This is a genomic window from Pseudomonas sp. W5-01 (genome assembly GCF_046540435.1).
GTDB classification, from domain to species: Bacteria; Pseudomonadota; Gammaproteobacteria; order Pseudomonadales; family Pseudomonadaceae; genus Aquipseudomonas; species Aquipseudomonas graminis_B.
Genome location: NZ_JAXCIP010000002.1, coordinates 942,984 through 963,318 on the forward strand (window position 1 = coordinate 942,984; position 20,335 = coordinate 963,318).

The following is a 20,335-nucleotide window of genomic DNA, read 5'->3' on the forward strand; positions in this document are numbered from 1 at the left end:
ACCAGGGCACGGCAGGCCTTGCGGTTATGTTTATCAACTGAATGCGGAGTATCCGAACATGCCAAAGATGAAGACTAAAAGTGGTGCAGCTAAACGGTTTTTGAAAACCGCGAATGGCATCAAGCACAAGCACGCTTTCAAGAGCCACATCCTGACCAAAATGTCGACAAAGCGTAAGCGTCAATTGCGTGGAAGCAGCTTGCTGCATCCGTCCGACGTGGCAAAAGTCAAGCGCATGCTGCGCCTTTGCTAATTTTGATCAAGAACAGAGGAATTAACTCATGGCTCGTGTAAAGCGTGGCGTCATTGCCCGTAAGCGTCACAAAAAAATTCTGAAACTTGCTAAAGGCTACTACGGCGCGCGTTCACGCGTATTCCGTGTTGCCAAGCAAGCGGTAATCAAGGCTGGCCAATACGCCTACCGTGACCGTCGTCAGAAAAAACGTCAGTTCCGCGCTCTGTGGATCGCTCGTATCAACGCTGGTGCGCGTATTAACGGTCTGTCCTACAGCCGTTTCATCGCTGGCCTGAAAAAAGCGTCGATCGAGATCGACCGCAAGGTTCTGGCTGATCTGGCAGTGAACGAAAAAGCGGCGTTTGCTGCGATTGTCGAGAAAGCTAAAGCCACTTTGGCCTAAGTCCCCGGCAATCACCGGACCCCGTTCGGGGTTCGGTGTTAAACGTCATAAATAGGGGAAGAGCCTTGTAAGCTCTTCCCCTATTTTGTATCTGGAGTCTGTACATGGAAAACCTGGACGCGCTGGTCTCTCAAGCACTTGAGGCCGTGCAAAGCGCTGAAGATATCAATGCCCTGGAGCAAATCCGGGTTCTGTACCTTGGCAAGAAGGGCGAATTGACTCAGGTGATGAAGACCCTGGGGAATCTGCCTGCTGATGAGCGTCCAAAAGTCGGCGCGCTGATCAACGAAGCCAAAGAGCGTGTCACAGAGGTTCTCAATGCGCGCAAGGCGACGTTCGAGGAGGCTGATCTTGCGGCCAAGCTCGCGGCCGAATCCATTGACGTGACCCTGCCTGGCCGTGGCCAGACCACTGGCGGTCTGCATCCGGTTACCCGCACTCTGGAACGAATCGAGCAGTTCTTCACCCACATTGGCTACGGCATTGCCGAAGGCCCTGAGGTCGAAGACGATTATCACAACTTCGAAGCGCTCAACATCCCAGGCCATCACCCGGCCCGGTCGATGCACGACACCTTCTATTTCAATGCGAACATGCTGCTGCGCACCCATACCTCGCCGGTTCAGGTCCGCACCATGGAATCGCAGAAGCCTCCGATCCGCATTGTCTGCCCCGGCCGTGTGTATCGCAGTGACTCCGATATCACCCATTCCCCGATGTTCCATCAGGTCGAAGGCCTGCTGGTCGACCGCGATATCAACTTCGCCGACCTGAAAGGCACCATCGAGGAATTCCTGCGCGTGTTCTTTGAAAAAGAGCTGGCAGTGCGTTTCCGTCCCTCGTATTTCCCGTTCACCGAGCCTTCGGCTGAAGTCGACATGGAATGCGTGATGTGCAGCGGCAAAGGCTGCCGCGTCTGCAAACAGACCGGCTGGCTTGAAGTCATGGGCTGCGGCATGGTCCACCCGAACGTGCTGCGCATGTCGGGCATCGATCCGGAAGAATTCCAGGGCTTCGCCTTTGGCATGGGCGTAGAGCGTCTGGCGATGCTGCGTTATGGCGTCAACGACTTGCGCCTGTTCTTCGACAACGACTTGCGGTTCCTCGCGCAATTTCGCTAGGTCGCCCGTAACGAATTCTTTAGGAGAGCAGGATGAAATTCAGTGAACAATGGCTGCGCGGCTGGGTTAGCCCGCAAGTATCCCGTGACGAGCTGGTTGCTCGTCTGTCGATGGCCGGCCTTGAAGTAGACAGCGTCACCCCGGCAGCGGGCGTTTTCAGCGGTGTTGTGGTGGGCGAGGTGCTGAGCACCGAGCAGCACCCGGACGCGGACAAGCTGCGCGTTTGCCAGGTGAGCAACGGTGCCGAGACTTTTCAGGTTGTGTGTGGCGCGCCAAACGTGCGCCCCGGTCTGAAGATCCCGTTTGCCATGATCGGCGCCGCATTGCCGGGCGACTTCAAAATCAAGAAAGCCAAGCTGCGGGGTGTCGAGTCCAACGGCATGTTGTGCTCACAAGCCGAGTTGCAGGTGGGCGAGGGCAATGACGGCCTCATGGAGCTGCCGGCCGATGCGCCGGTGGGCCAGGATGTGCGCGTTTATCTGGAGCTGGACGACGCGAGCATCGAAGTCGATCTGACGCCCAACCGTGGCGACTGCCTGTCGGTCGCGGGTCTGGCCCGTGAAGTGGGTGCGCTCTACGACGCAGTCGTCACGCGCCCGCAGGTGCCAGTGGTTCCCGCCGTGCACGATGAAGTGCGTCCGGTGGACGTGATCGCGTCTGCGGCATGCCCACGTTACCTGGGCCGTGTGATTCGTAATGTCGACCTGTCACGGCCTACACCGTTGTGGATGGTTGAGCGCCTGCGTCGCTCGGATGTCCGCAGCATCGACGCAGTAGTCGACATCACCAACTATGTGATGCTTGAGCTGGGCCAGCCACTGCATGCGTTCGACCTTGCCGAAATCAATGGCGGCATTCGCGTGCGCATGGCGGAGGAGGGCGAGAAGCTCGTGCTTCTGGATGGTCAGGAAGTCAGCCTGCGCGCTGATACCCTGGTCATTGCCGACCACCAGCGTGCCCTGGCCATCGCCGGTGTCATGGGTGGCGAGCACAGCGGCGTGTCGGTGACGACCCGCGATATCTTCCTTGAAAGCGCGTTTTTCGATCAGATTGCCGTTGCCGGCAAGGCGCGTTCGTATGGTCTGCACACCGACGCGTCCCATCGCTATGAACGCGGCGTTGACTGGCAACTGGCCCGCGAAGCCATGGAGCGTGCCACTGGCCTGCTCCTGGAAATCACGGGCGGTGAAGCCGGTCCGGTCATCGAGACCGTCAGTGATCAGCACTTGCCTTCTGTTGAGCCGATCATTCTGCGTGCCGAGCGTATCGAGCAGATGCTGGGCATGAAGATGGACGCCGCGGAAATCGAGCGCTTGCTGACCGCGCTCGGTCTCACCGTCGCGCCTCACGCCAGCGAGCAATGGCGCGTCGAAGTGCCAAGTCATCGCTTTGATATCACCCTCGAAGTCGATCTGATCGAGGAACTGGCCCGCCTTCACGGTTACAACCGTCTGCCGGTTCGTTACCCGCAGGCGCGTCTGGCCCCGCAACCGCGTGCCGAAGCCCAGAGCGATCTGCCGGCCTTGCGTCGTCTGTTGGTAGCTCGCGGTTATCAGGAAGCAATCACCTACAGCTTCATCGATCAGAAATGGTTCGAGCTGTTCACTCCGGGCGTTGAGCCGCTGTTGCTGGCCAATCCGATCTCGGCTGACATGTCGGCGATGCGTTCGTCCCTGTGGCCGGGTCTGGTGAAGTCGCTGCAACATAACCTCAATCGCCAGCAGGATCGCGTCCGTCTGTTCGAGAGCGGCCTGCGATTCGTCGGTCAACTGGAAGGCCTGAAGCAAGAGCCGATGCTGGCCGGTGTGATCTGTGGCAGCCGTCTGCCGGAGGGTTGGGCGCAGGGCCGCGATGTCGTCGACTTCTTCGACGTCAAGGCTGACGTCGAGGCAGTACTGGGCTTCGCCGGTGCGCAGGATGATTTCCGTTTCGTACCCGGAAGCCATCCCGCGTTGCACCCGGGTCAGACCGCGCGTATCGAGCGTGACGGGCGAGAAGTCGGCTACATCGGCGCGCTGCACCCGGAACTGTCGAAGACCCTGGGGCTTGATCGTCCGGTGTTCGTTTTCGAACTGGTGCTGGCGGAGGTTGCCGTTGGGCGCCTGCCAAAATTCCACGAGCTTTCACGCTTCCCGGAAGTGCGTCGCGACCTGGCGCTGCTGGCCGATCGTGAAGTTTCGGCGACTGCCGTGCTAGACGTTATTCGTGAAAATGCAGGGGAATGGCTCACAGACCTCAGGCTGTTTGATGTTTACCAGGGTAAAGGCATTGATCCGCTTAGAAAAAGCCTTGCAGTCGGCTTGACCTGGCAACATCCATCGCGCACTCTTACCGACGATGAGGTAAACGCTTCGACGCAGCAAATTCTCACCTCGCTAGAGGCAAGGTTAAACGCCACGTTAAGGATGTAGCGTATGGGGGCTCTGACGAAAGCTGAGATGGCCGAACGTCTGTACGAAGAGCTAGGCCTGAACAAACGAGAAGCCAAGGAACTGGTCGAGCTGTTCTTTGAGGAAATCAGGCACGCTCTGGAAGATAACGAGCAGGTCAAATTGTCCGGATTCGGCAATTTTGATCTGCGCGATAAACGCCAGCGACCGGGCCGGAACCCCAAGACAGGGGAAGAAATCCCGATTACCGCTCGCCGTGTGGTCACCTTTCGCCCAGGGCAGAAACTGAAGGCCCGAGTTGAGGCTTATGCTGGAACCAAGTCATAACGACGAGCTACCGCCTATCCCCGGCAAACGCTACTTCACCATTGGTGAAGTCAGCGAGCTCTGCGCGGTCAAACCGCACGTTCTGCGTTATTGGGAGCAGGAGTTTCCTCAACTCAACCCGGTCAAGCGTCGCGGAAACCGCCGGTATTATCAGCGACAGGACGTGCTGATGATCCGTCAGATCCGTGCGTTGCTTTACGATCAAGGCTTCACCATTGGCGGCGCGCGTTTGCGCATGTCCAGCGATGAGGTCAAGGATGATTCGCTGCAGTACAAGCAGCTGATCAAACAGATGATTGTGGAGCTGGAAGATGTCTTGGTCGTGCTGCGTTAGCAATTTCGCGCGGTGAGCCGAAATACTTCCATCATTCAAAAGCTTAGGGTATATTCCTCGACGCTTTCGCAAGAACCCGCAACACAGAAGTAGCAGTGAGTAACGCCTAGTCGGGGCGTAGCGCAGTCCGGTAGCGCACTAGCATGGGGTGCTAGGGGTCGAGTGTTCGAATCACTCCGTCCCGACCATATTTTGTAAAGGGAATCAGCCACTTAGCGGCTTGGTTCCCTTTTTCGTTTCTGGCTTGCGCAAAACCCGCGCAAAACTGGCGCAAAACTATCCGGCGATTTCGCTGATATCCAGGTCCGGAATGGCCTCTGACCAGATCACCTCGGCGTGCTCCTTCTGGTAGTTTTTGGTCATCTCCCCGCTGGCGTGCCCGGCGATCTTCTGCCCATCTTTCCCGGCTTTCCTATACAGGTGCAGCGACAGTGCCCTGACTTCGTGGAAGCCTGGCATCTCCTCTTCCTTCCATCCCTTGTAGCAATCTGCTGCCTCCCTGGCGTCCTTGAATGCGCGCGTCAAGTAACGCTCCTCAACCTTGGTCCAGTGCTCTTTGGTCTCAGCCTGCTTTTGTCTCTTCCGATCAGGTCTGCGGTGCACTAAGAAAGGGGAAACGACGTTGTCACGGCAATGGCTGATCACTCGCTGCAGCTCGGGTGTCACCCTGAACCTGATCCACGCTGCGTCACTGGCTTTTGAAGTCTTCTGCTGAACCACGTAGAGATAGCCCTCCTTCACGTCTTCGAACTTCATCGCGAGAATATCGGTGCGCCGCTGAGCAGTGATAAGCGCCAAGTCGATCGCGTTTTGCAGCCAGGCGGGTGCCTTCTCCCGAATTGCCTTGAGGCCGTCGACTGTATGCCGTTTGCGTGTTTTCTTCTCGATGCGGTTGATTGTGCTCGCCGCCGGGTTGTCGGGGCACAGCCCTTTAGCCGCCGCGTGATTGAAGATGTCGATCAGCAGCGCCCGGCACTGGTTGGCCGTGCGCGGCGTCAGCAGGTCAAGCATTTGGGCGATCATGCGGATCGAGATCTGATCGACAGCCTTTCCTTCGAACTCACGACGGAATCTGCGAAAGTGCACGGCGTAAAGCCCAAGCGTTCCCTTCGACAGCTCCCGCGGCGGCAGAACATTCTTCTCGTAATCATCCAGGAAAGCGGTGAACAATTCAGCTGATTCGCCCAGTACCACGCCGACCAGGTCGGCGCCCTGCATAAATGCCAGGTTCAGCTGCTTGGCCGCATCCACGGCCTTGACCCGGTCGGTGCCGAACTGAAACCACTTCCCATCAGTAGGGCGGCGGTACCGGTATGTGCCGCGCCGGTCATCCAGGTAAAGGTTCTGCGGCAAGCCTTTGTTCGACTTGTTGCGCGGCCGTGGGACCATCATGCAGCTCCTTTCAGTACCATCGCAACAAGGTCGTTGCCGGCGGCTTTGTTGAATGCCGCCCAGTCGATATACCAGAGTTTGCCGATCTGCTCGCCTGGAAGCTTGCCGTCTCGGATGTAGTTGCGGATTGCCTGGGGGCAGGGGGGTGTCCCGTTTTCGCCCCAGCGCCGCCGCTGAAATTCGCTGATCTTGATCAGTTCACGCTTCATGGGATGCCTCTTCCCTATCCGGGGTCTATGCGGGGTTGAGCGGCGGATACTTCGCCAGAACTTCGTCGGCAACCTTCATCGCGGCCTGGGCGTCGTTCACGTAGGCCGGATCGAAGCCGCCGGCGTAATGGATCGTGGCCTGGCAGGCGCGGAGGTTTTCGCGAGTCAGCTGGAGCGCAGCGGTCAGTTCTTGACGCATCTCACCCTCGGCCCGACCCATATCCCAGAAGCGTTTCGCCCAATGGCCTTCGGGTGGGTGGTTGGTGTTTTGGTATCCGAGCGCCATGGCGCCAGCGATTCTGTCGCACAGATCGCGCTTGTAGGCGTTGTCGCCATCGATGCTCAGGCCGCGCCGGCGTATTGCGCTGACCACCTCATCCCGATCAAGACCTTGGTCCTCAATGACGATGTCGCGCTCCGGCTGACTCGGGGTGTAGATCACAAGCGCCAATTTCGCACCGGGAAGGCAGTGCTCGCTGAGTTTGACCAGCGCGTCGTTGGCGGCTTCGTGGAAGCGTTGAACTGCAGACATAGGAATTCCTCGCCCGCCGTACACCGGCAGGCATGTGGATAGATGGGGAGGAGATTATTGAATCTTGCCGGTCAGGCGCTCGCGCCAGGTGAGCTGGCGCGGGAGGTGTTCACGGTCGTCGATCTCGACCACCACGTAGGCGCAGCGGTCGAAGGTGGCACTGCGCTGGTGATTGAGCCAGCACGCTTCCCGCTTGGCGTCCTCGGTGTTGTCGGCCTTGAGCTCGTGCACGTTGAAACCGTTACTGTCGACGTGCCAGCCGTGGATCACGGCGATGAACCGGCTCACGCTGCCACCTGCTTGAACTCGACGACCCAGACCCAAGGGTTCGCATCCCAGGCGCCGGGGCCGTTGAGAGACGTCCACAGCTCCCGCCATGCGGCTGGGTACCAGTCGCGGTAATTGAGCGACACGTCGTCACTCGCCAGTTCTGGCAGGCATTCCAGGCCTTCCGCTCGGATATCGCTTCGGGAAATGGCCTGCAGGCGCTCGACGCGCACGCCCGTTATCTCCAGCAGAATGCGGCTCGCGATACGAGGCATATGGATGCTTGGCTTCCAGCAGGAGCGGTCATCGCCGCCACCGTCGTCGTCACCGGCCCATGCTGCCTCGCCGTCGGCGCGATAGATCACATGTCCTGAGCAATAGCCTTGGCCGAAGCGCATTTCGCGAATTGCCGACGCCGGTCGATCAGGCTTCCAATCGACCATGTTTCCATGCTCGTCGAAGTCGTGACTGATGACGCCCCATGTCTCGCGCACCCACAGGCGTTCGCCGGGCTGACCATAGGGACAAAGGTCCGCATTGCCGGGCAGCGCCAGAAAGGCAGGCTCGAAACCGGCAGCAAGGCAATCGAGGGCTGCCGGTTTCTTCACCTCGCGGCGCGTGACCGTCTTTCGGCCTTCCAGGATGGCGCGCACCATCGGCGCCGAGAACAGGATCGGGCGTTCTTTGATCGCGGTCATGGGGACACCTGAATTTCTACGTCGTCATGAATCCACTCGATGTCGAGCAAATCGTCATCAATGATCTGGTCTTCGCGCATGTCGTTGTTCGCCAGCAGCTCTTCAACCTCAGCGTCATCGACACTGGTCATGACCTTGCGGAAGCTGACCACTGCCTTGCCGGTCAGAATCACTGTCTTACTCATGGCGCCGCCTTCTCGAAATAGAACACCACCGGCGCCGCTGTCTCGACGATCAGGCCGTACGCCTTCGCCAGTCGATAGATGGGGTGGTAGAGGTTGAGGCTGTTGACGTGGCCCACCAGGTAAGTCCGCCATGCCTCCAGAGGCATTTGGGACTTGCTGAGATTGCACGGCACGCATGCTGGCATCATGTTGTCCAGGTTGTGATTCTGCGGACGCTCGGCGTTTCCTTCCCAGCGGTGACTTGTTCCGCGCCGGACGGATTGCATGTGGTCGGCGTGCCAACGGTCACCAAGTTCGATGCCACAATATGCGCAGCGGCCGCCGTATTTCATGCGGACCTGCTCGCGCTCCAACTTTTTCAAGCGCACAGATGTCTCCTCGCCGCATACGCAGCAGGCAATAGGGATTGGATGATTGAGGCGATACCGACTATCGGTATCTGCGAATCAGTTGCTTAGGTATGAATCTGAATTGAACTTGTGCTGCTAATTCACCGCGAAGGGGATGCTATGTGCGCCTATGAAGCTATTCGATTCAAACTGCATGAGCGCCTCTTGGCGCTGGATGCTGCAAACATCGAGCTTATGAAGATGGTTGTGCTGAGTCTTGTTGGGAGTGAGCATTGGGAAGCGGCGGTTGCGGAGCATCGCGCGAAAATAGTTGATCTCGAATCTGCGCTCGAAGAGCAATCGGCGCTTATGACTAATGTCGAATCCGGGATTCAGGTGGGCCGAAATCATGGATGACCAATCTGAAGTCAGGTTTCTGGCCCATCTTATTTGGGAGTCAGAAGGGTGTCCCCTCGGACGTGAGGCGCGACACTGGGCTCTGGCAACCAAGCTGGCGGAAGCAGCTGCTTTAGCTCCGGATCGGGCATTCTCAGTCGCACAGAGAGCAAGAGTCGGGAGTCTTACTGGCGCCAGATATCCGCGCCAATAAAGACTGAGGCGCACTGTTCCGTTTCTGTAACCGCAGCTGCATACTCTCGAAAATTTCAGGAGTTGCTATGCGCATACGTGGCAAGGATTTCTGGGACTGGGCGTCTGTGGATCTCCATGTGAGAAATCACGACGAGCGCCTGCCCGACGGCACGTTCATCAATGTCCAGGTTCGGCACACTGCAGAACAGGGCACGCAGCTTTTTTTGGGCGTCTACAGGAAAGATGGCCCACTACTCCTGGAAGAGGTGTATGACTCTCGACCGGGCGAGACAATGACGCAGGCCACCCACTGGGCGGTTGAGAGGGCGAAGCAGCTCTTTGGTCTTGAGCGACAACTAGTTGCCTCGGCCAAGCCAGAACCGTTGCCACGCGAGGGATCTCTTCGGGCGAGGTGATCTCTGTATGGGAATGCCTGCGAGTCCTTTTCATGCCGGGTAGATCTCACCGGGCAGGCCTGTCATTGGACTGCTGAGGTAGATGCGTTTCATGCGGCCACCTGGTGCTGAACGTTGGTACGCCATGGATCATTGGCGCGGGCGAGGGCGGCCATCGGCGGTGGGCTGACGCTGTTGCCGCACATGTGGACCTGCTCGGTCTTTGTGAACGGCTTGCCGTCGGCGCCGTGCGTGATGATGTAGTCCGTCGGGAAGCCCTGCGCCCGGTACAGCTCAGCCGGTTGCAGCATTCGTAGCCGGATGTCGACGATCACGTACGGCGTGCCCTTCACCATAACGGTGACCAGGCCGAGGCGATCCTTTGTGGTGATCGTCGGCGCGGGCTGGTCGCAGCCGCTCATGTTCTCGGTGCCGTAGTAGCTGATCAGGAAAGCAGCAACTCGGAGCGCGCCTTCTTCGTGCTCGGGCGAAAGCTCGAAGCTGACCAACGAGCTCTTGCCTCCGCCGCCCGCCGTGATGGTCGGCGCTGGCTCATCCAGGTGCTGGCCGACGCTGGCGCCAAATTGGCGCTCCATGAAAGCGGTGACCAGGCCGTGGTGTGTCCCGCCGGCGCTGACAGTGTGGAGCGGGTCGGCGGAATCACGGGCGTCACAGTTGCCGCGCAGATGCAGCAGATGAGCTGTGGCGATGCCCATTGCGTGAGCCGCGCCGGCCGGGCGCTGGTAATTGCCGCCGCTGGTGATCGTAGGCAATGGTTCGTCCAGCGGCTTCCCCGCATCGTCGAAACGAAACTTCACCAGGTGCGCAGCGGCTACGCCGTACTTGCCTCCCGATGCCATGATCGTGCCGAGCGGGTCGTGCAGGTCAGCCGTGCGCGGCGCGGATCCGGCTCTGTCACCATTGCCGAGGTGGACAAGTGATGCTGCAGCAATGCCCCGGTGATTCTGCGCGAGAAGGGTGCCAACGGGTTGGTCGGCAGGTGTCGGCTTCCCGGCATACTCCGGCCCGCCAGCACCTACCAGAACAGCGCTGGTCAATGCGTGCTTCACGCCGCCGGCGACCACAGTGCCAAGGGGCTGATCCAATCCCGGTACCCGCGGCTCTTGACCGTCCCGCTCGCCGTAACCGGTCTGAATCAGCGTGGGGCTGATCAGCGTGAGCTCGCCGCGGTTGGCGCACGTCACTGTCGGCAGCGGCTCAAGTGGATCGTTGATACGGTCACTGCCCTGATGAGTGGCTGGCGCAATCACCGGGCTGACAACTGAGAAAGCCCCGCCTCTCGGATAGGAGGTGACGGTGCGCAGCGGCTGATTGGCTGACTGCACCGTTTCGCCTGACCAGTTGGCAATCGGCACGATGAAGGGTGTCGCGTTGTCGATGACAAATTTCTTCATGCCTTTCGCTACGCGCCGCAGAGTAGCGGGGGCCAGGTCCTTCTTGCGGCCAAAAATGCTTTTGCCCAGATCGGAGAAATCGATGCACTCGGCGGCGGTGCGCCAGGGCTTTTGGCCCTTGGCCGGCTTCTTGGCGTGGGTCGGCTCCGGCCAGACGATCGGCTGACCATCGCAGCGGGCGAGCATGAATAGCCGCTCCCGGCTGGTGGGCGCGCCGAAGTCGCAGGCCCTGATCACCTTCCATTCGACGACGTAGCCCATGCCTTCAAGAAGGGCAACGAATCGGCGCCAAGTGCGCCCGCGCTGCTTTGGATCTGGAATCAGGAACTGCTGGTCTACCGGCACGACCTCGCCAGGTGCGGCGATCGCGCCGCCCAGCTTGATGACGCGACCGGTAGCCTTGTCGCGCTTCGCAATAAGCCGGCCCCATTGCAGGATCTGCTTCACGTTTTCCAAGCTGATGACTCGAGGCTTTTTTTTGCCTGCCCACTTCAGGCCGATCCATGAGAGGTTGCGGATCTCGCGCTTACGCGGTTGTCCGCCGGCGGCCTGGCTGTGGTGGGTGCAGTCCGGCGACATGTGGAACCAGCCCACCGCCTTGCCGCCACACTCGGTGTCCGGATCGCCGTCAAACACATCGGTGGTGAAGTGCCTGGCGCCCGGGTGGTTGATGGTGTGCATGCTGATCGCTTTGGCGCTGTGGTTCTTCGCCACGCTGACCTTGCGGCCGAGGCCCATTTCTAACCCGGTACCGGCGCCGCCACCGCCGCAGAAGAAGTCCACGACGATCTCGTCGTCTTGCGGATCGAAGCCAAGGCCGTACTGAGTTTTGAAATCGAAGGGGTGTTTCTTCTGATTTGCGGACATGTGAAGCTCCTCGCCAAAATTGGCGTTCGGAAATCTAGGGAGAAGTTAATGGCGAAGCGGAAGATTTATTCGCAGGGCGAATTCGATGGGGCTTGTTTCCTCTACAGCGTTGCGAATGCGATACGCGCTGTCACAGGAAAGGGCATTTCCCGAGCAGATTGGCAACGAGCGGTAAACGGCATGCCGTTCGAAACCACAGAGTTTCTTGACGGTTTCGGCACGGGAAAACTTGATCGATTTCCGGATACGCTCTCAGTCTTCGCAGGTTCATTTGCGCGAAGCCTTCGATCAACTGTGGCTATAGAAACATTGCCTAGGCTCACAATTGGCGATATCACGGCTGGAATAAGCTCAGGCAAGGTCGCTATTGCGTCCATTGACGCTGGCGACCATTGGCTGGTCATACTTGACGTCGTAGACGGGGTGGCCTTCTGCGCGTGCTCTTGGGAAGTTAACTCAGGTAGGGCCACCTATGACGAGCGTCCCACTGACAATGGGCATATCTTCAACCTAGAACGGCCGGTCGCAGAGCTGAAACTTTGGAAAGGGCCCGGGTTTCTCTTGCATCGCACCTAATCAGTGAACTGAGCGGCCCGCAGCTCGGGGTCAACGCGAGCCCCTGGTAGGGCTCGCGTCTTACTCAGTTAAAGGATGCCGAATTTGAGCTGAATACACTTCAGGGCGATGGCGCCCCAACACAGGCCAGCGGAGAAAACTTCGGTAGAGGTGTATTCGTGGTTACGCATATGTCATCTCACTATTGGGTAACAGGCGACATGCCTGCATCTTCATAGTGGTAAGCCCTAGGCCACCTTTTTCGGGGGTAGGGCACAGTTTTTTGAAATTAATTTCAATCTCCACAAAAGCACTCGATAGCCTCGCCGTGGTCGGCGAACATGTCGAATTGGGTGTCGGAATAGTCGAGCATCTGCTGATAGCTGGGTCGGTCGAAGCGGAACAGCGCGCCGTCACCGGTCACGCTGGTGCTGGACACAGCGGTTCGCTCCATGCGGGCCCACCATTCGGCCTTATTCCTGTCGCTGGCGATGATCGAGTAAACCTGCTTCGCGCCTTTCAAAAAGCACAGGTCGCAGTTTCCCTCAAGGGTCCGGCCATTGATGGTCGGTAGCCTCAAATCGAAAGGCTGAGATTTCCAGAATTCCGTTACGTCTTGAACTCCCACTCCGGCATCCGCCAGCGGCATCACCATAGTTGCGTGCTTGCTCTCGCTGGTGGTCTTGCGGTACCGGATCTTCGCTACTCGCCTGGGCTCATCCGCGCGGATGCCGGTCATCATCTCCACCGGCGTCTCTTCGGTGGAGCAGCCAACCATCCGAAGGTATTTGTGGATGACCCTGATCTTCAGATCGATGGTGCAGAACCGTGTAACTGGATTCGGTAGGTAGCTGCGTTTCCTGATCAGGTCCTCGAACGGCTGCCCGTTGCGGCTGGCGGTTTCGTAATTCACGATTGCGAAGCCGCGCTCATCGTCCCTGTACTCAAGCCAAACAATCGGCACGCCCCAGCGCTCCGAACACTCTTGAACGAAATCCAGCGTGGCGGGGTGCTCCTTCCCGGTGTTGGCGAACGTGACGATCAAATCGCCCAGATCATCGTTGCTGTCCAGCACCTGGCGCAGCATGTAGGCGCTGGTCCGGCCGCCCGAAAAGCTGACGACCGTCGTCCCGGACATTTTGTAGGCAGACATGGCTAATCCTCGCCAGTGGCGTGACTCAAAGTTGTGGAAAGGGGGATCAATTGGCGCGCTATAGCAGGGGAAGCCTTTTGCTTCCTCGTCATTGAGCGTTCTAAAAATGAAAAACGCATCTGATATCGTGCTGTTAATCAGCAGCGCGCTGGGCGTGGCGTCAGCAGTAATGCAGATTGCTGTTCAATTGATTGAGGTCGCCAACTACGCAGCAGGGTGTGCGTCGTGAAAGACGTCCATCTGTGCTGCGCCATCCAGCCAGGCAGCCTCTATGCGAGCGCGAGCCATGGCTGCGTAATCAGGGTTCAGCTCGCAGATGATCGAACGACGGCCTTCCTGCATCGAAACCAGCGACGTGGTACCGGCGCCGCCGAACGGGTCCAGCACGACGCCGCCGCGCGGCGCGCCCGCCAGAATGCATGGCCTGATCAAGTCAGGGGGGAAGGTGGCGAAGTGGGCGCCCTTAAAACTGTGTGTGGCCACAGTCCAGACCGACCGTTTGTTCCGCTCTCTCGGCATGATCGCAAGGGCAGAATTCATCGACTCGTTATCCTTGACCCTACCGCGCTGTCGCTCGTCGGCATCGGTGCCATGACCCCAGCCCACGCCATTGGTCTTTCGCGCGGTCGCCTTCATGTTGCCGTTGCTCTTCGTGCCGCCGTTAGCCCGCTCGCTACCGATCTGAGCCTGGACGTCCTGGGACAACCGCGCGTGGGTGTTCGGGGAGCATGGCTCGAGAATGGCCGCTTGGTCGAAGTAGTACTTCTTCGATTTGCTCACCAGGAAGATGTATTCGTGCGACTTGGTGCACCGGTCCCGCACGCTCTCAGGCATCGGGTTCGGCTTGTTCCAGATAATGTCTTGCCGCAAATACCAGCCATCGTCCTGCAGCGCGAACGCAAGGCGCCAGGGCATGCCCATCAGGTCCTTTGACTTCATTCCCATCTCACGGCCGCGCACGCCGGTGCTCGACTTGAATCGCGGGTGTTCATTGATCTGTCGGGCGGACGTCACGCTGCGCCCGGACATCTGGCCGTCACCTTGAGGCCTGCCCTGCGCTCCCCAACTGCCGGCGTAGCTGTCACCCATGTTCACCCAGATCGTGCCGTCGTCGCGGAGCACTCGCCGGACTTCGCGGAACACGGCAACAAGGCGAGCGATGAACTCGGCGGGCGTTTCTTCCAGGCCGATCTGACCCTCGACGCCATAATCGCGCAAGCCGAAGTAGGGCGGGCTGGTCACACAGGTGTGAACCGACTTGTCAGGCAGCGTCCGCATCATCTCAATGCAGTCGCCCACCAGAATCTGATGCTGCTGGCTCATGGTTCGATTCCATGCGATGGGAAAAATGGCCTACGCTTAGCTCTCCCCAAAAAAGGAATGCGGCCATGAGCGAAGACAGCGAGAAGGTTTTGCGGATGGCGCTTAAAGGGGTGCTAGGTGCAGCTCGGGATCTGCGTCTGGACCTGGACGAGCTGACCGAGGCGGCTATTCGGCTCATGGTCAGAGAGAAACGGTATGACTCGAATGACGTGACTGAGGCCGCAGTTGCTATTGAGATGGCGGTTGATACGCTGCCACCCTGGTGAAGCCAAGCCCGCTGTCAGCGGGATAATGGCCTACGCTAACCGCTCCAGAGGAAGGGATACGGTCATGAGCGAAGACAGGGAAAAGGCGCTGTTGCTGGCGCTGAAGGCAGTTATGAACGTGGCCCGGAAACAGGGGCTGAGCCTCGACGAGCTGTCAGAGGCGGCAGCTGATGAGCTGTTGATGTACCGCGCGTATGACGCCGAGCACGTGCCGATGGCGATCAACGAAATTGAGGTGGCGGTTGACGCGCTGCAGGTCTGATCGTCGCTGCCCGCGTCATGCCTGAGTGACATTTGCGTGCTGATGTTACGAGTGCATAACTGGGCGATTGATGTAGTCGCTCGGGTGGCTAATAGGTTGGTGGTGGGCTATGTGTGGGGCGGTGACTATCAATTATGAAAGGGATGTAGGATGCGTATTGCGAAGTCAAGGCTTGTACCAGTATTCGCTGGCATTGCCGGCGTGCTTATAATCGGCGTTTGGTTGTTCTACGCTTTCCACTTTTATGGGCCAATATCCTCTTCTCGGGACGTATGGGGTCAGTTTGGTGATTATTTTGGCGGGGTCCTCAATCCTATACTCTCGTTTGGCGCGCTTTTAGGTCTGATTTTCACACTCCAATCACAGCAGCAAGAGAGCGATAAAGCCGAAAAAAGGCATCGTGAACAGCTCTTTGACTCGCGTCTGTTTCAGTTACTTTCCTTGAGTCACGATGCGGTGGCTTCTATAAAATTTGTAACTTCATCGATTGCCGAGCATCCGGGACCTGAATTTGTTGGTCACCGCGCTGTAGCGCATTCGCTCAATCGGCTTCAGGAAAACTACCTGTACAAAGTCGAACCAGTGAACGACCACCTGATGTATGAAGCTTTGTATCCGCAGTTCTTAAACTGGAAACGTATGTACTGGTCTGGAGTTGCAAGCTATGTTGAATCTATGCTTTACGTACTTTGGTTTGCAATTGACAAAGCGGAGAGTGTGGAAAGTTCAAGTTTCGCACTGCGAGCAGTATTCGCGCAGATGTCCGCAGATGAAAAACTGTTGATATTCTACGTAATGATCTTTACGCCGAGACAGAAAATGCTATTGCACGGGCAACTGCTTGAGGAGTTTCTCGCGGGCGCCTCACAAGATGACCTGCTGCTCTGCAGAACTGCATTACTTCAGAGCGCTATGCTTGTACGTCTTACACCTCAACCCTAGGACGGGCCGTAGTTAAATAACCGGTCGGATGATCTCATCACCACGGTTTTTAATGATTTCAGCCCGGGCTTTCTCATCGTACTGACGCGCTTGTTTCGGCGTCACTACGAAAGCTTTCGCGTCAGGTTTTCGCAGTCGCCGAGCCTGTTCTTCGAACGGCATCGAAAGAAACGCCAGCGCCAGATCCTGCCAGAGCTCCTGAATCTGTTTGTAGCCGTGATCCTTCATCGCAGTGCTCATGCCCGACCGTGTGCCCACTGGCACATCGACCTCCAGCGTTTCGATCCCCAGTTTTTCCTTCTCCTCTTTCTGGCGCCGACGGTAGTCCGCTGAGTGCTTCGCCGCTGCTGTCTTTTCCATCTGGTGGATCTCCGATCTGGTGCGATGGCATGTTGAGCCAGGTCTGGCGCCGGCGCTGATTGGCGCACTTGAGCAGACGCCGCATCAGGTGGCCGCGGTGAATGTGATGCCGTGCTCTCGCGCTGTGAGTGCGACGGTGCGGGTATCGACGCCGATCTTCATGCCGATCTGGCGGGCGTTAAGGCCGTCCTTGGCGAGCGCCCGAATCCGCGGTGCACGCTTGGCCCGTTTGGCCTTGAGCGTTTCCAGATGATTCGTGGTGCCGAGCAGCGGCGCGTTGGCGCTGGCGCCTTGCTCGATATGCTGGATCCGGTGGCCGGTGGCGAGGAAGTGATCGATCTGGGCGGCGAGCTGCGCGATCGCCTGCTTGTGCTCGTCCGGCACGCTCTCGCCGATCACTGCAGCACCGCCTGCGACAGCTCCACTACCACGCCATCGGCGCGTGACTCCAGCTGCTGGGCGTAATTGGATGCCTCCTTGTAGCTGAATCGGAACCCAACGACCTTGCCGCTGGTGATCTCGACGATGTGCCAGGCATTGGCGCTCTTTGCGGCCACCTGGTAGCGAATCTTTTGAACGGGTGGCTCCTTACCGATCATGGCGTAAAGCTCAGCTGTGGCGAGGTGGGCGCGTGCCCGAATCGCGGTTAGGGTGTCCCTTTTCTGCTGAATGAGTTGATGCATGTTCTTTTCTCCGTTCGGGCGTGTACTCGTCAGCACTCTGGCCGCCTGACATAGGCCGATTGGGCGCAGGGGAGAGTGCTGACGGGTAAACGCTGGGTGAAAAAAGCCCCATCGACGTGGGGCTTTCGTTTCGCTGGTTCACGAGGCCTCCCTACGTGAGCCTTGCTCGCCGGCGGCGCCTGATGCGGTAGGCCGGATCAATGTCGTTTACATGGCTGCAAATCCTCCGTTTTGCGCTCACTGGTTGGCAGTGGCTACTTTTCAAATAAATGACGTGAAAGCGATCGGACGGATGGGCAGAGGAGAACAGGCGGTGAGGAATGCCTGGCTTTCGGATTGACAGCTAGATGCCCTCACTGCGGAAATGTATGATCGATTCTTCTCAAACCTCATCGTCGGGAAGTGCCATCGTGCTCTGTTACCTGTGCGTGGAGCTGGTTAAACCCGGAGAGTTTGGCGTTGCACCGCCGGACTCACGGCGCATGGAGCGTAGTGGTGCTGTGATTCGACTTCTAAGCCTGACTGGCGTCCCGATGTTTTGCGGGGACTGCGGCTCGGCTTGGATTAAGTGGTGTTGCGTACAGGACACTTTCCGTGAGACTTGGGAGCATAAGATTCCTCTTGGCTCCATCCCTTAGCGGCGCGGGGCAGCGTCAAGTCATGATGGTTTGTCCGCATCAGAGGTCGCCATGAATCGCTCTGTTCGGCTTAAGCCTCCCGTACGTTACAGGTCGGGGGATTTCCGATGCAGCCTTGTCAGCGTTAGAGCGTTCCAGGTATCGGGCAGTTTTCGTCAGGCTGACGCTGGTGCTGTTGTCTATCGGCCAAACGCTTCAAGTTCGGCCTGACTGTCTTGCATGCGCTGGATCAGCTCCAGCCTTTCTTGCCCGTTCAGATGCCGTGCTGCGAGGTACAGGCCCTCGGCGAGGTCGCCGTCGAACTTCATCGAGCCTGCGGGATGTTCCAGCTCGAGCGTGATGTGCTTGGTGGCATCCAAGGTCGACATGCGTTTTCAGTCGTAGCTGCTGCTGGAAGAGCTACTGTCGCTTGAGTAGCTGCACGAGCTATCGCTTGATGAGCTGCTCGACCCGTAGTCGCTGCTGGTGTGGCTACCTCTTGAGCAGTGATCCGACGAGGTTTGAGGCGAGTTGTCGAACGTCGTGTTGAGCGGGCTGAATGGGCTCAGCGGGTTCAGCGGGTTGGTCAGATCCAAGCTGATGTCAGTGCTGGCTCTTGCCCCCGCGCGAGATCGTGAAGTGGCTGCTCCCGGCCCCGGCGCGAGCATCGCTACTCCAGCGGCATCAGTTTTGTCTCGCGCCGCGACCAGATGCGCGATGGCACGTTCGGCAGCGCCTTGCCCGTTGTCGCGGTCGTAAAGGCGGGTTTCGACTTCGTCGCGAACCAGGCTGATCTTCATCACTCGGCCCTCCAGGTAATCGAAGTCCTCGGTAATTTTTAGGATTCCCGCTGCCCGCTCTTTTGTCATATCGCGACGGCCGCGAGAATCCAAAAAGCTTATCCCTTGCTGGCGTGACGCATTGAAGAGTGCCGCCAAGACCTCTGCCTTATCCAAACCTCTGATGTTCATGCTGGTGCCCTCCAGAGCGGTTGATTTCCCGTCTGGCCCTGTTGCCAAGGCCAGCCAGTGAAATCTTTCCCATTGCCGCCGGGGTGGCGGGGCGCATTGCTTGCTGGGTCATTCGCGCGGTTCTGACGTTTCGTCATCGATCAGCCGTCCAGGGTTCTCCCTGTCGTTGGCAGGCTTTCCTCGTTCACCTGTCTGATCGCCGGTCGCCGGTAGAGGCAATGCGGTCTGTTGATTTGTTGCTGCTGTTTTTTAAAGAGCGCCGCAGCTTCCGCCGCTGGCGCCAGATTCGCTGGCGTTGAAATTAATTTAGCCCTGAGCTAAAAGATAGTCAACAGCTCGGAGCTAAATAATTTAGCTTGAAGTGAAGCTTTCGGTCCGGCGGCGAATTTGCCGTGATCGCTCCAATTGGGGGTTGTGGCATCGCTTAGCAGGAGGCTAATATTCGCAAACACTGTACATGTATACAGCAACTAAGGAGAGGATTATGGGAAAGTCGCAAAAAACCAAGCCCCAAGAGCGAGTGATAATGTCTAGCTTGGAGTGCCTAAACCTAAGGGTTGCGAGCATGATCAACCACCCAATCGCCCAGGATCAGATGTGGGTAACAATCCATAGGCTGGAGACTGACGGCGAGCGGGAATGGGACGAGGTGATGGGCGCGATCGCGGAAGTGGACGGGATCGAGATGGTGTTCAACGATGAGGAATCTTCGGTGACACTGAAGTGGGAGGCCCCATCAGAAGATGATCCGCGGGTCCAGGTGCGCGAGGAATTCGAGGCATTGGAGGAAGCAGCGCCTTTCTGACACCCACAAAAAAGCCCGCTGTAATGCGGGCTACTCGCGAGGTGCATGATGCAACTGACCTCGTTATGGCTTGGCCGGCACTAAAGACAACACATAGCCAAAAAAGCACGCCAAAAATATATAAGCGAAAAGGGTGATAATCGCCTGTTGCTGTGATATCAAAAACCTTAAGACGCTTGGAATCGCCCCTCTAAGCTCTAATGTATGCTTTACAGAGGATGTAAGTCTGGTTGCGAAGCTACCTCTAAATAAGTTGCTGAATTCAAGTTCAAGAGCCGATTCTAGTTCGCTTGCATTATCACGAATGCGCTCGATGAATTCAGAATTTCCATTCTTCTGCGTAAAAGCAGCTGACTGAAAGTTTTCAAGCATAATAGAGTCTACAAAGGCAGAATATTCTGCCGTGTATGCCGAGTTGCGGAGCCGTAAATACGATAGATGCTCGCTTAGTTTTTTTTCTAACGATGATATCTTTAATTCGATTTTTTCATTACGCTGTGTTGACTTGTGATACTTAATGCTCATTTTTTCCAGTGACGAAATTTCAGTCACTAAATAGGTAAGGGCAGCTCTAATCTCTTTGCGTTCCTCTCGACGATTATTCTGCCAGTTTAAAATGATCCAGCCGGCAACTACCAATATCCAAGTTGTAAGGTTAAACCAGGTAATTCCTTGTACGGGCACGCCTCCACTTGGTGTATCCATTGA

Annotated in this window: 30 protein-coding genes and 1 tRNA gene; 15 read left to right on the forward strand and 16 right to left on the reverse strand. The window is 57.7% G+C overall.

Annotation, left to right across the window (positions count from 1 at the left end):
* Positions 1 to 58: 58 nt before the first annotated feature.
* The 7 genes from rpmI to SLW75_RS09690 all read left to right on the forward strand — a co-directional run bounded on the left by rpmI (position 59) and on the right by SLW75_RS09690 (position 4,998).
* The gene (gene rpmI, locus SLW75_RS09660; protein ID WP_003442181.1) at positions 59 to 253 is read left to right on the forward strand and encodes a 50S ribosomal protein L35; all 195 of its coding nucleotides are present in this window, start codon (positions 59 to 61) and stop codon (positions 251 to 253) included.
* Between the two features lie 28 nt (positions 254 to 281).
* On the forward strand, positions 282 to 638 hold the full coding sequence (rplT, locus tag SLW75_RS09665; RefSeq protein WP_007905879.1) for a 50S ribosomal protein L20: 357 nt from the start codon (positions 282 to 284) through the stop codon (positions 636 to 638).
* Between the two features lie 104 nt (positions 639 to 742).
* Positions 743 to 1,759: a phenylalanine--tRNA ligase subunit alpha gene (gene pheS, locus SLW75_RS09670; RefSeq protein ID WP_410934313.1), complete on the forward strand. Its 1,017-nt coding sequence runs from the start codon at positions 743 to 745 to the stop codon at positions 1,757 to 1,759.
* Between the two features lie 32 nt (positions 1,760 to 1,791).
* Entirely contained in the window at positions 1,792 to 4,170 is a 2,379-nt protein-coding gene (gene pheT, locus SLW75_RS09675) for a phenylalanine--tRNA ligase subunit beta (RefSeq protein WP_410934314.1), read from the forward strand.
* A 3-nt stretch (positions 4,171 to 4,173) separates the two neighbouring features.
* Complete coding sequence (gene ihfA / locus SLW75_RS09680; protein WP_002553164.1) at positions 4,174 to 4,476, forward strand: integration host factor subunit alpha; 303 nt, start codon at positions 4,174 to 4,176, stop codon at positions 4,474 to 4,476.
* Complete coding sequence (locus SLW75_RS09685; RefSeq protein ID WP_065991534.1) at positions 4,457 to 4,810, forward strand: MerR family transcriptional regulator; 354 nt, start codon at positions 4,457 to 4,459, stop codon at positions 4,808 to 4,810. Before ihfA ends, SLW75_RS09685 begins: the two co-directional genes overlap by 20 nt.
* A gap of 111 nt (positions 4,811 to 4,921) precedes the next feature.
* Positions 4,922 to 4,998: transfer RNA gene (locus tag SLW75_RS09690), tRNA-Pro, on the forward strand.
* An 88-nt stretch (positions 4,999 to 5,086) separates the two neighbouring features.
* Here SLW75_RS09690 and SLW75_RS09695 read toward each other — a convergent pair.
* From SLW75_RS09695 to SLW75_RS09725, 7 genes are read right to left on the reverse strand one after another with little or no spacing between them, the layout of a single operon-like run.
* On the reverse strand, positions 5,087 to 6,199 hold the full coding sequence (locus SLW75_RS09695; protein ID WP_410934385.1) for a tyrosine-type recombinase/integrase: 1,113 nt from the start codon (positions 6,197 to 6,199) through the stop codon (positions 5,087 to 5,089).
* Entirely contained in the window at positions 6,199 to 6,411 is a 213-nt protein-coding gene (locus SLW75_RS09700) for a hypothetical protein (RefSeq protein WP_282372619.1), read from the reverse strand. Before SLW75_RS09700 ends, SLW75_RS09695 begins: the two co-directional genes overlap by 1 nt.
* A 25-nt stretch (positions 6,412 to 6,436) precedes the next feature.
* On the reverse strand, positions 6,437 to 6,943 hold the full coding sequence (locus tag SLW75_RS09705; RefSeq protein WP_410934315.1) for a hypothetical protein: 507 nt from the start codon (positions 6,941 to 6,943) through the stop codon (positions 6,437 to 6,439).
* Between the two features lie 54 nt (positions 6,944 to 6,997).
* Positions 6,998 to 7,231, reverse strand: a complete 234-nt coding sequence (locus SLW75_RS09710) for a hypothetical protein (RefSeq protein ID WP_410934316.1) — start codon at positions 7,229 to 7,231, stop codon at positions 6,998 to 7,000.
* Positions 7,228 to 7,908 carry a hypothetical protein gene (locus SLW75_RS09715; protein ID WP_410934317.1) on the reverse strand — a complete coding sequence of 227 codons (681 nt, stop codon included), beginning with the start codon at positions 7,906 to 7,908 and terminating at the stop codon, positions 7,228 to 7,230. The genes SLW75_RS09710 and SLW75_RS09715 overlap by 4 nt, the downstream gene beginning before the upstream one ends.
* A complete protein-coding gene (locus SLW75_RS09720; protein WP_410934318.1) occupies positions 7,905 to 8,093 on the reverse strand; it encodes a hypothetical protein in 189 nt (62 codons plus the stop codon). The genes SLW75_RS09715 and SLW75_RS09720 overlap by 4 nt, the downstream gene beginning before the upstream one ends.
* Entirely contained in the window at positions 8,090 to 8,461 is a 372-nt protein-coding gene (locus tag SLW75_RS09725) for an HNH endonuclease (protein ID WP_410934319.1), read from the reverse strand. Before SLW75_RS09725 ends, SLW75_RS09720 begins: the two co-directional genes overlap by 4 nt.
* 141 nt (positions 8,462 to 8,602) lie before the next feature.
* On the opposite strand from SLW75_RS09725, the gene SLW75_RS09730 reads away from it, so the two are divergent.
* From SLW75_RS09730 to SLW75_RS09740, 3 genes are all read left to right on the forward strand, one after another.
* Complete coding sequence (locus SLW75_RS09730; RefSeq protein ID WP_410934320.1) at positions 8,603 to 8,839, forward strand: hypothetical protein; 237 nt, start codon at positions 8,603 to 8,605, stop codon at positions 8,837 to 8,839.
* Positions 8,832 to 9,032 carry a DUF2934 domain-containing protein gene (locus SLW75_RS09735; protein WP_410934321.1) on the forward strand — a complete coding sequence of 67 codons (201 nt, stop codon included), beginning with the start codon at positions 8,832 to 8,834 and terminating at the stop codon, positions 9,030 to 9,032. The genes SLW75_RS09730 and SLW75_RS09735 overlap by 8 nt, the downstream gene beginning before the upstream one ends.
* Before the next feature lie 67 nt (positions 9,033 to 9,099).
* Entirely contained in the window at positions 9,100 to 9,429 is a 330-nt protein-coding gene (locus SLW75_RS09740) for a hypothetical protein (RefSeq protein ID WP_410934322.1), read from the forward strand.
* Positions 9,430 to 9,518: 89 nt separating this feature from the next.
* Here the strand turns inward: SLW75_RS09740 and SLW75_RS09745 are convergent, their stop codons facing one another.
* Positions 9,519 to 11,690, reverse strand: coding sequence for a DNA cytosine methyltransferase (locus SLW75_RS09745; RefSeq protein ID WP_410934323.1), 2,172 nt, complete (start codon positions 11,688 to 11,690; stop codon positions 9,519 to 9,521).
* A gap of 48 nt (positions 11,691 to 11,738) precedes the next feature.
* Here SLW75_RS09745 and SLW75_RS09750 point away from each other — a divergent pair, with 48 nt between their 5' ends.
* On the forward strand, positions 11,739 to 12,266 hold the full coding sequence (locus SLW75_RS09750; RefSeq protein WP_410934324.1) for a hypothetical protein: 528 nt from the start codon (positions 11,739 to 11,741) through the stop codon (positions 12,264 to 12,266).
* A 274-nt stretch (positions 12,267 to 12,540) separates the two neighbouring features.
* On the opposite strand, the gene SLW75_RS09755 is transcribed toward SLW75_RS09750, so the two are convergent.
* Together SLW75_RS09755 and SLW75_RS09760 are read right to left on the reverse strand one after the other, a co-directional pair.
* Positions 12,541 to 13,398, reverse strand: a complete 858-nt coding sequence (locus SLW75_RS09755; protein ID WP_410934325.1) for a phosphoadenosine phosphosulfate reductase family protein — start codon at positions 13,396 to 13,398, stop codon at positions 12,541 to 12,543.
* 204 nt (positions 13,399 to 13,602) lie between these two features.
* A complete protein-coding gene (locus SLW75_RS09760) occupies positions 13,603 to 14,721 on the reverse strand; it encodes a DNA-methyltransferase (protein ID WP_410934326.1) in 1,119 nt (372 codons plus the stop codon).
* Between the two features lie 65 nt (positions 14,722 to 14,786).
* On the opposite strand from SLW75_RS09760, the gene SLW75_RS09765 reads away from it, so the two are divergent.
* From SLW75_RS09765 to SLW75_RS09775, 3 genes are all read left to right on the forward strand, one after another.
* A complete protein-coding gene (locus tag SLW75_RS09765; RefSeq protein WP_410934327.1) occupies positions 14,787 to 14,987 on the forward strand; it encodes a hypothetical protein in 201 nt (66 codons plus the stop codon).
* A gap of 64 nt (positions 14,988 to 15,051) precedes the next feature.
* On the forward strand, positions 15,052 to 15,249 hold the full coding sequence (locus tag SLW75_RS09770) for a hypothetical protein (RefSeq protein ID WP_410934328.1): 198 nt from the start codon (positions 15,052 to 15,054) through the stop codon (positions 15,247 to 15,249).
* A 150-nt stretch (positions 15,250 to 15,399) separates the two neighbouring features.
* Positions 15,400 to 16,191 carry a hypothetical protein gene (locus tag SLW75_RS09775; RefSeq protein WP_410934329.1) on the forward strand — a complete coding sequence of 264 codons (792 nt, stop codon included), beginning with the start codon at positions 15,400 to 15,402 and terminating at the stop codon, positions 16,189 to 16,191.
* Between the two features lie 12 nt (positions 16,192 to 16,203).
* On the opposite strand, the gene SLW75_RS09780 is transcribed toward SLW75_RS09775, so the two are convergent.
* The 5 genes from SLW75_RS09780 to SLW75_RS09800 form a co-directional block, all read right to left on the reverse strand.
* Positions 16,204 to 16,551: a hypothetical protein gene (locus SLW75_RS09780; protein WP_410934330.1), complete on the reverse strand. Its 348-nt coding sequence runs from the start codon at positions 16,549 to 16,551 to the stop codon at positions 16,204 to 16,206.
* 84 nt (positions 16,552 to 16,635) lie between these two features.
* Positions 16,636 to 16,950, reverse strand: a complete 315-nt coding sequence (locus tag SLW75_RS09785; RefSeq protein WP_410934331.1) for a hypothetical protein — start codon at positions 16,948 to 16,950, stop codon at positions 16,636 to 16,638.
* Positions 16,947 to 17,234, reverse strand: a complete 288-nt coding sequence (locus tag SLW75_RS09790; protein WP_410934332.1) for a hypothetical protein — start codon at positions 17,232 to 17,234, stop codon at positions 16,947 to 16,949. Before SLW75_RS09790 ends, SLW75_RS09785 begins: the two co-directional genes overlap by 4 nt.
* Before the next feature lie 817 nt (positions 17,235 to 18,051).
* Entirely contained in the window at positions 18,052 to 18,240 is a 189-nt protein-coding gene (locus tag SLW75_RS09795; protein ID WP_410934333.1) for a hypothetical protein, read from the reverse strand.
* A gap of 6 nt (positions 18,241 to 18,246) precedes the next feature.
* Positions 18,247 to 18,822, reverse strand: a complete 576-nt coding sequence (locus tag SLW75_RS09800) for a hypothetical protein (protein WP_410934334.1) — start codon at positions 18,820 to 18,822, stop codon at positions 18,247 to 18,249.
* A 526-nt stretch (positions 18,823 to 19,348) separates the two neighbouring features.
* On the opposite strand from SLW75_RS09800, the gene SLW75_RS09805 reads away from it, so the two are divergent.
* The gene (locus SLW75_RS09805; RefSeq protein WP_410934386.1) at positions 19,349 to 19,627 is read left to right on the forward strand and encodes a DUF1654 domain-containing protein; all 279 of its coding nucleotides are present in this window, start codon (positions 19,349 to 19,351) and stop codon (positions 19,625 to 19,627) included.
* A gap of 63 nt (positions 19,628 to 19,690) precedes the next feature.
* On the opposite strand, the gene SLW75_RS09810 is transcribed toward SLW75_RS09805, so the two are convergent.
* Positions 19,691 to 20,332, reverse strand: a complete 642-nt coding sequence (locus SLW75_RS09810; RefSeq protein ID WP_410934335.1) for a hypothetical protein — start codon at positions 20,330 to 20,332, stop codon at positions 19,691 to 19,693.
* Positions 20,333 to 20,335 lie beyond the last annotated feature (3 nt).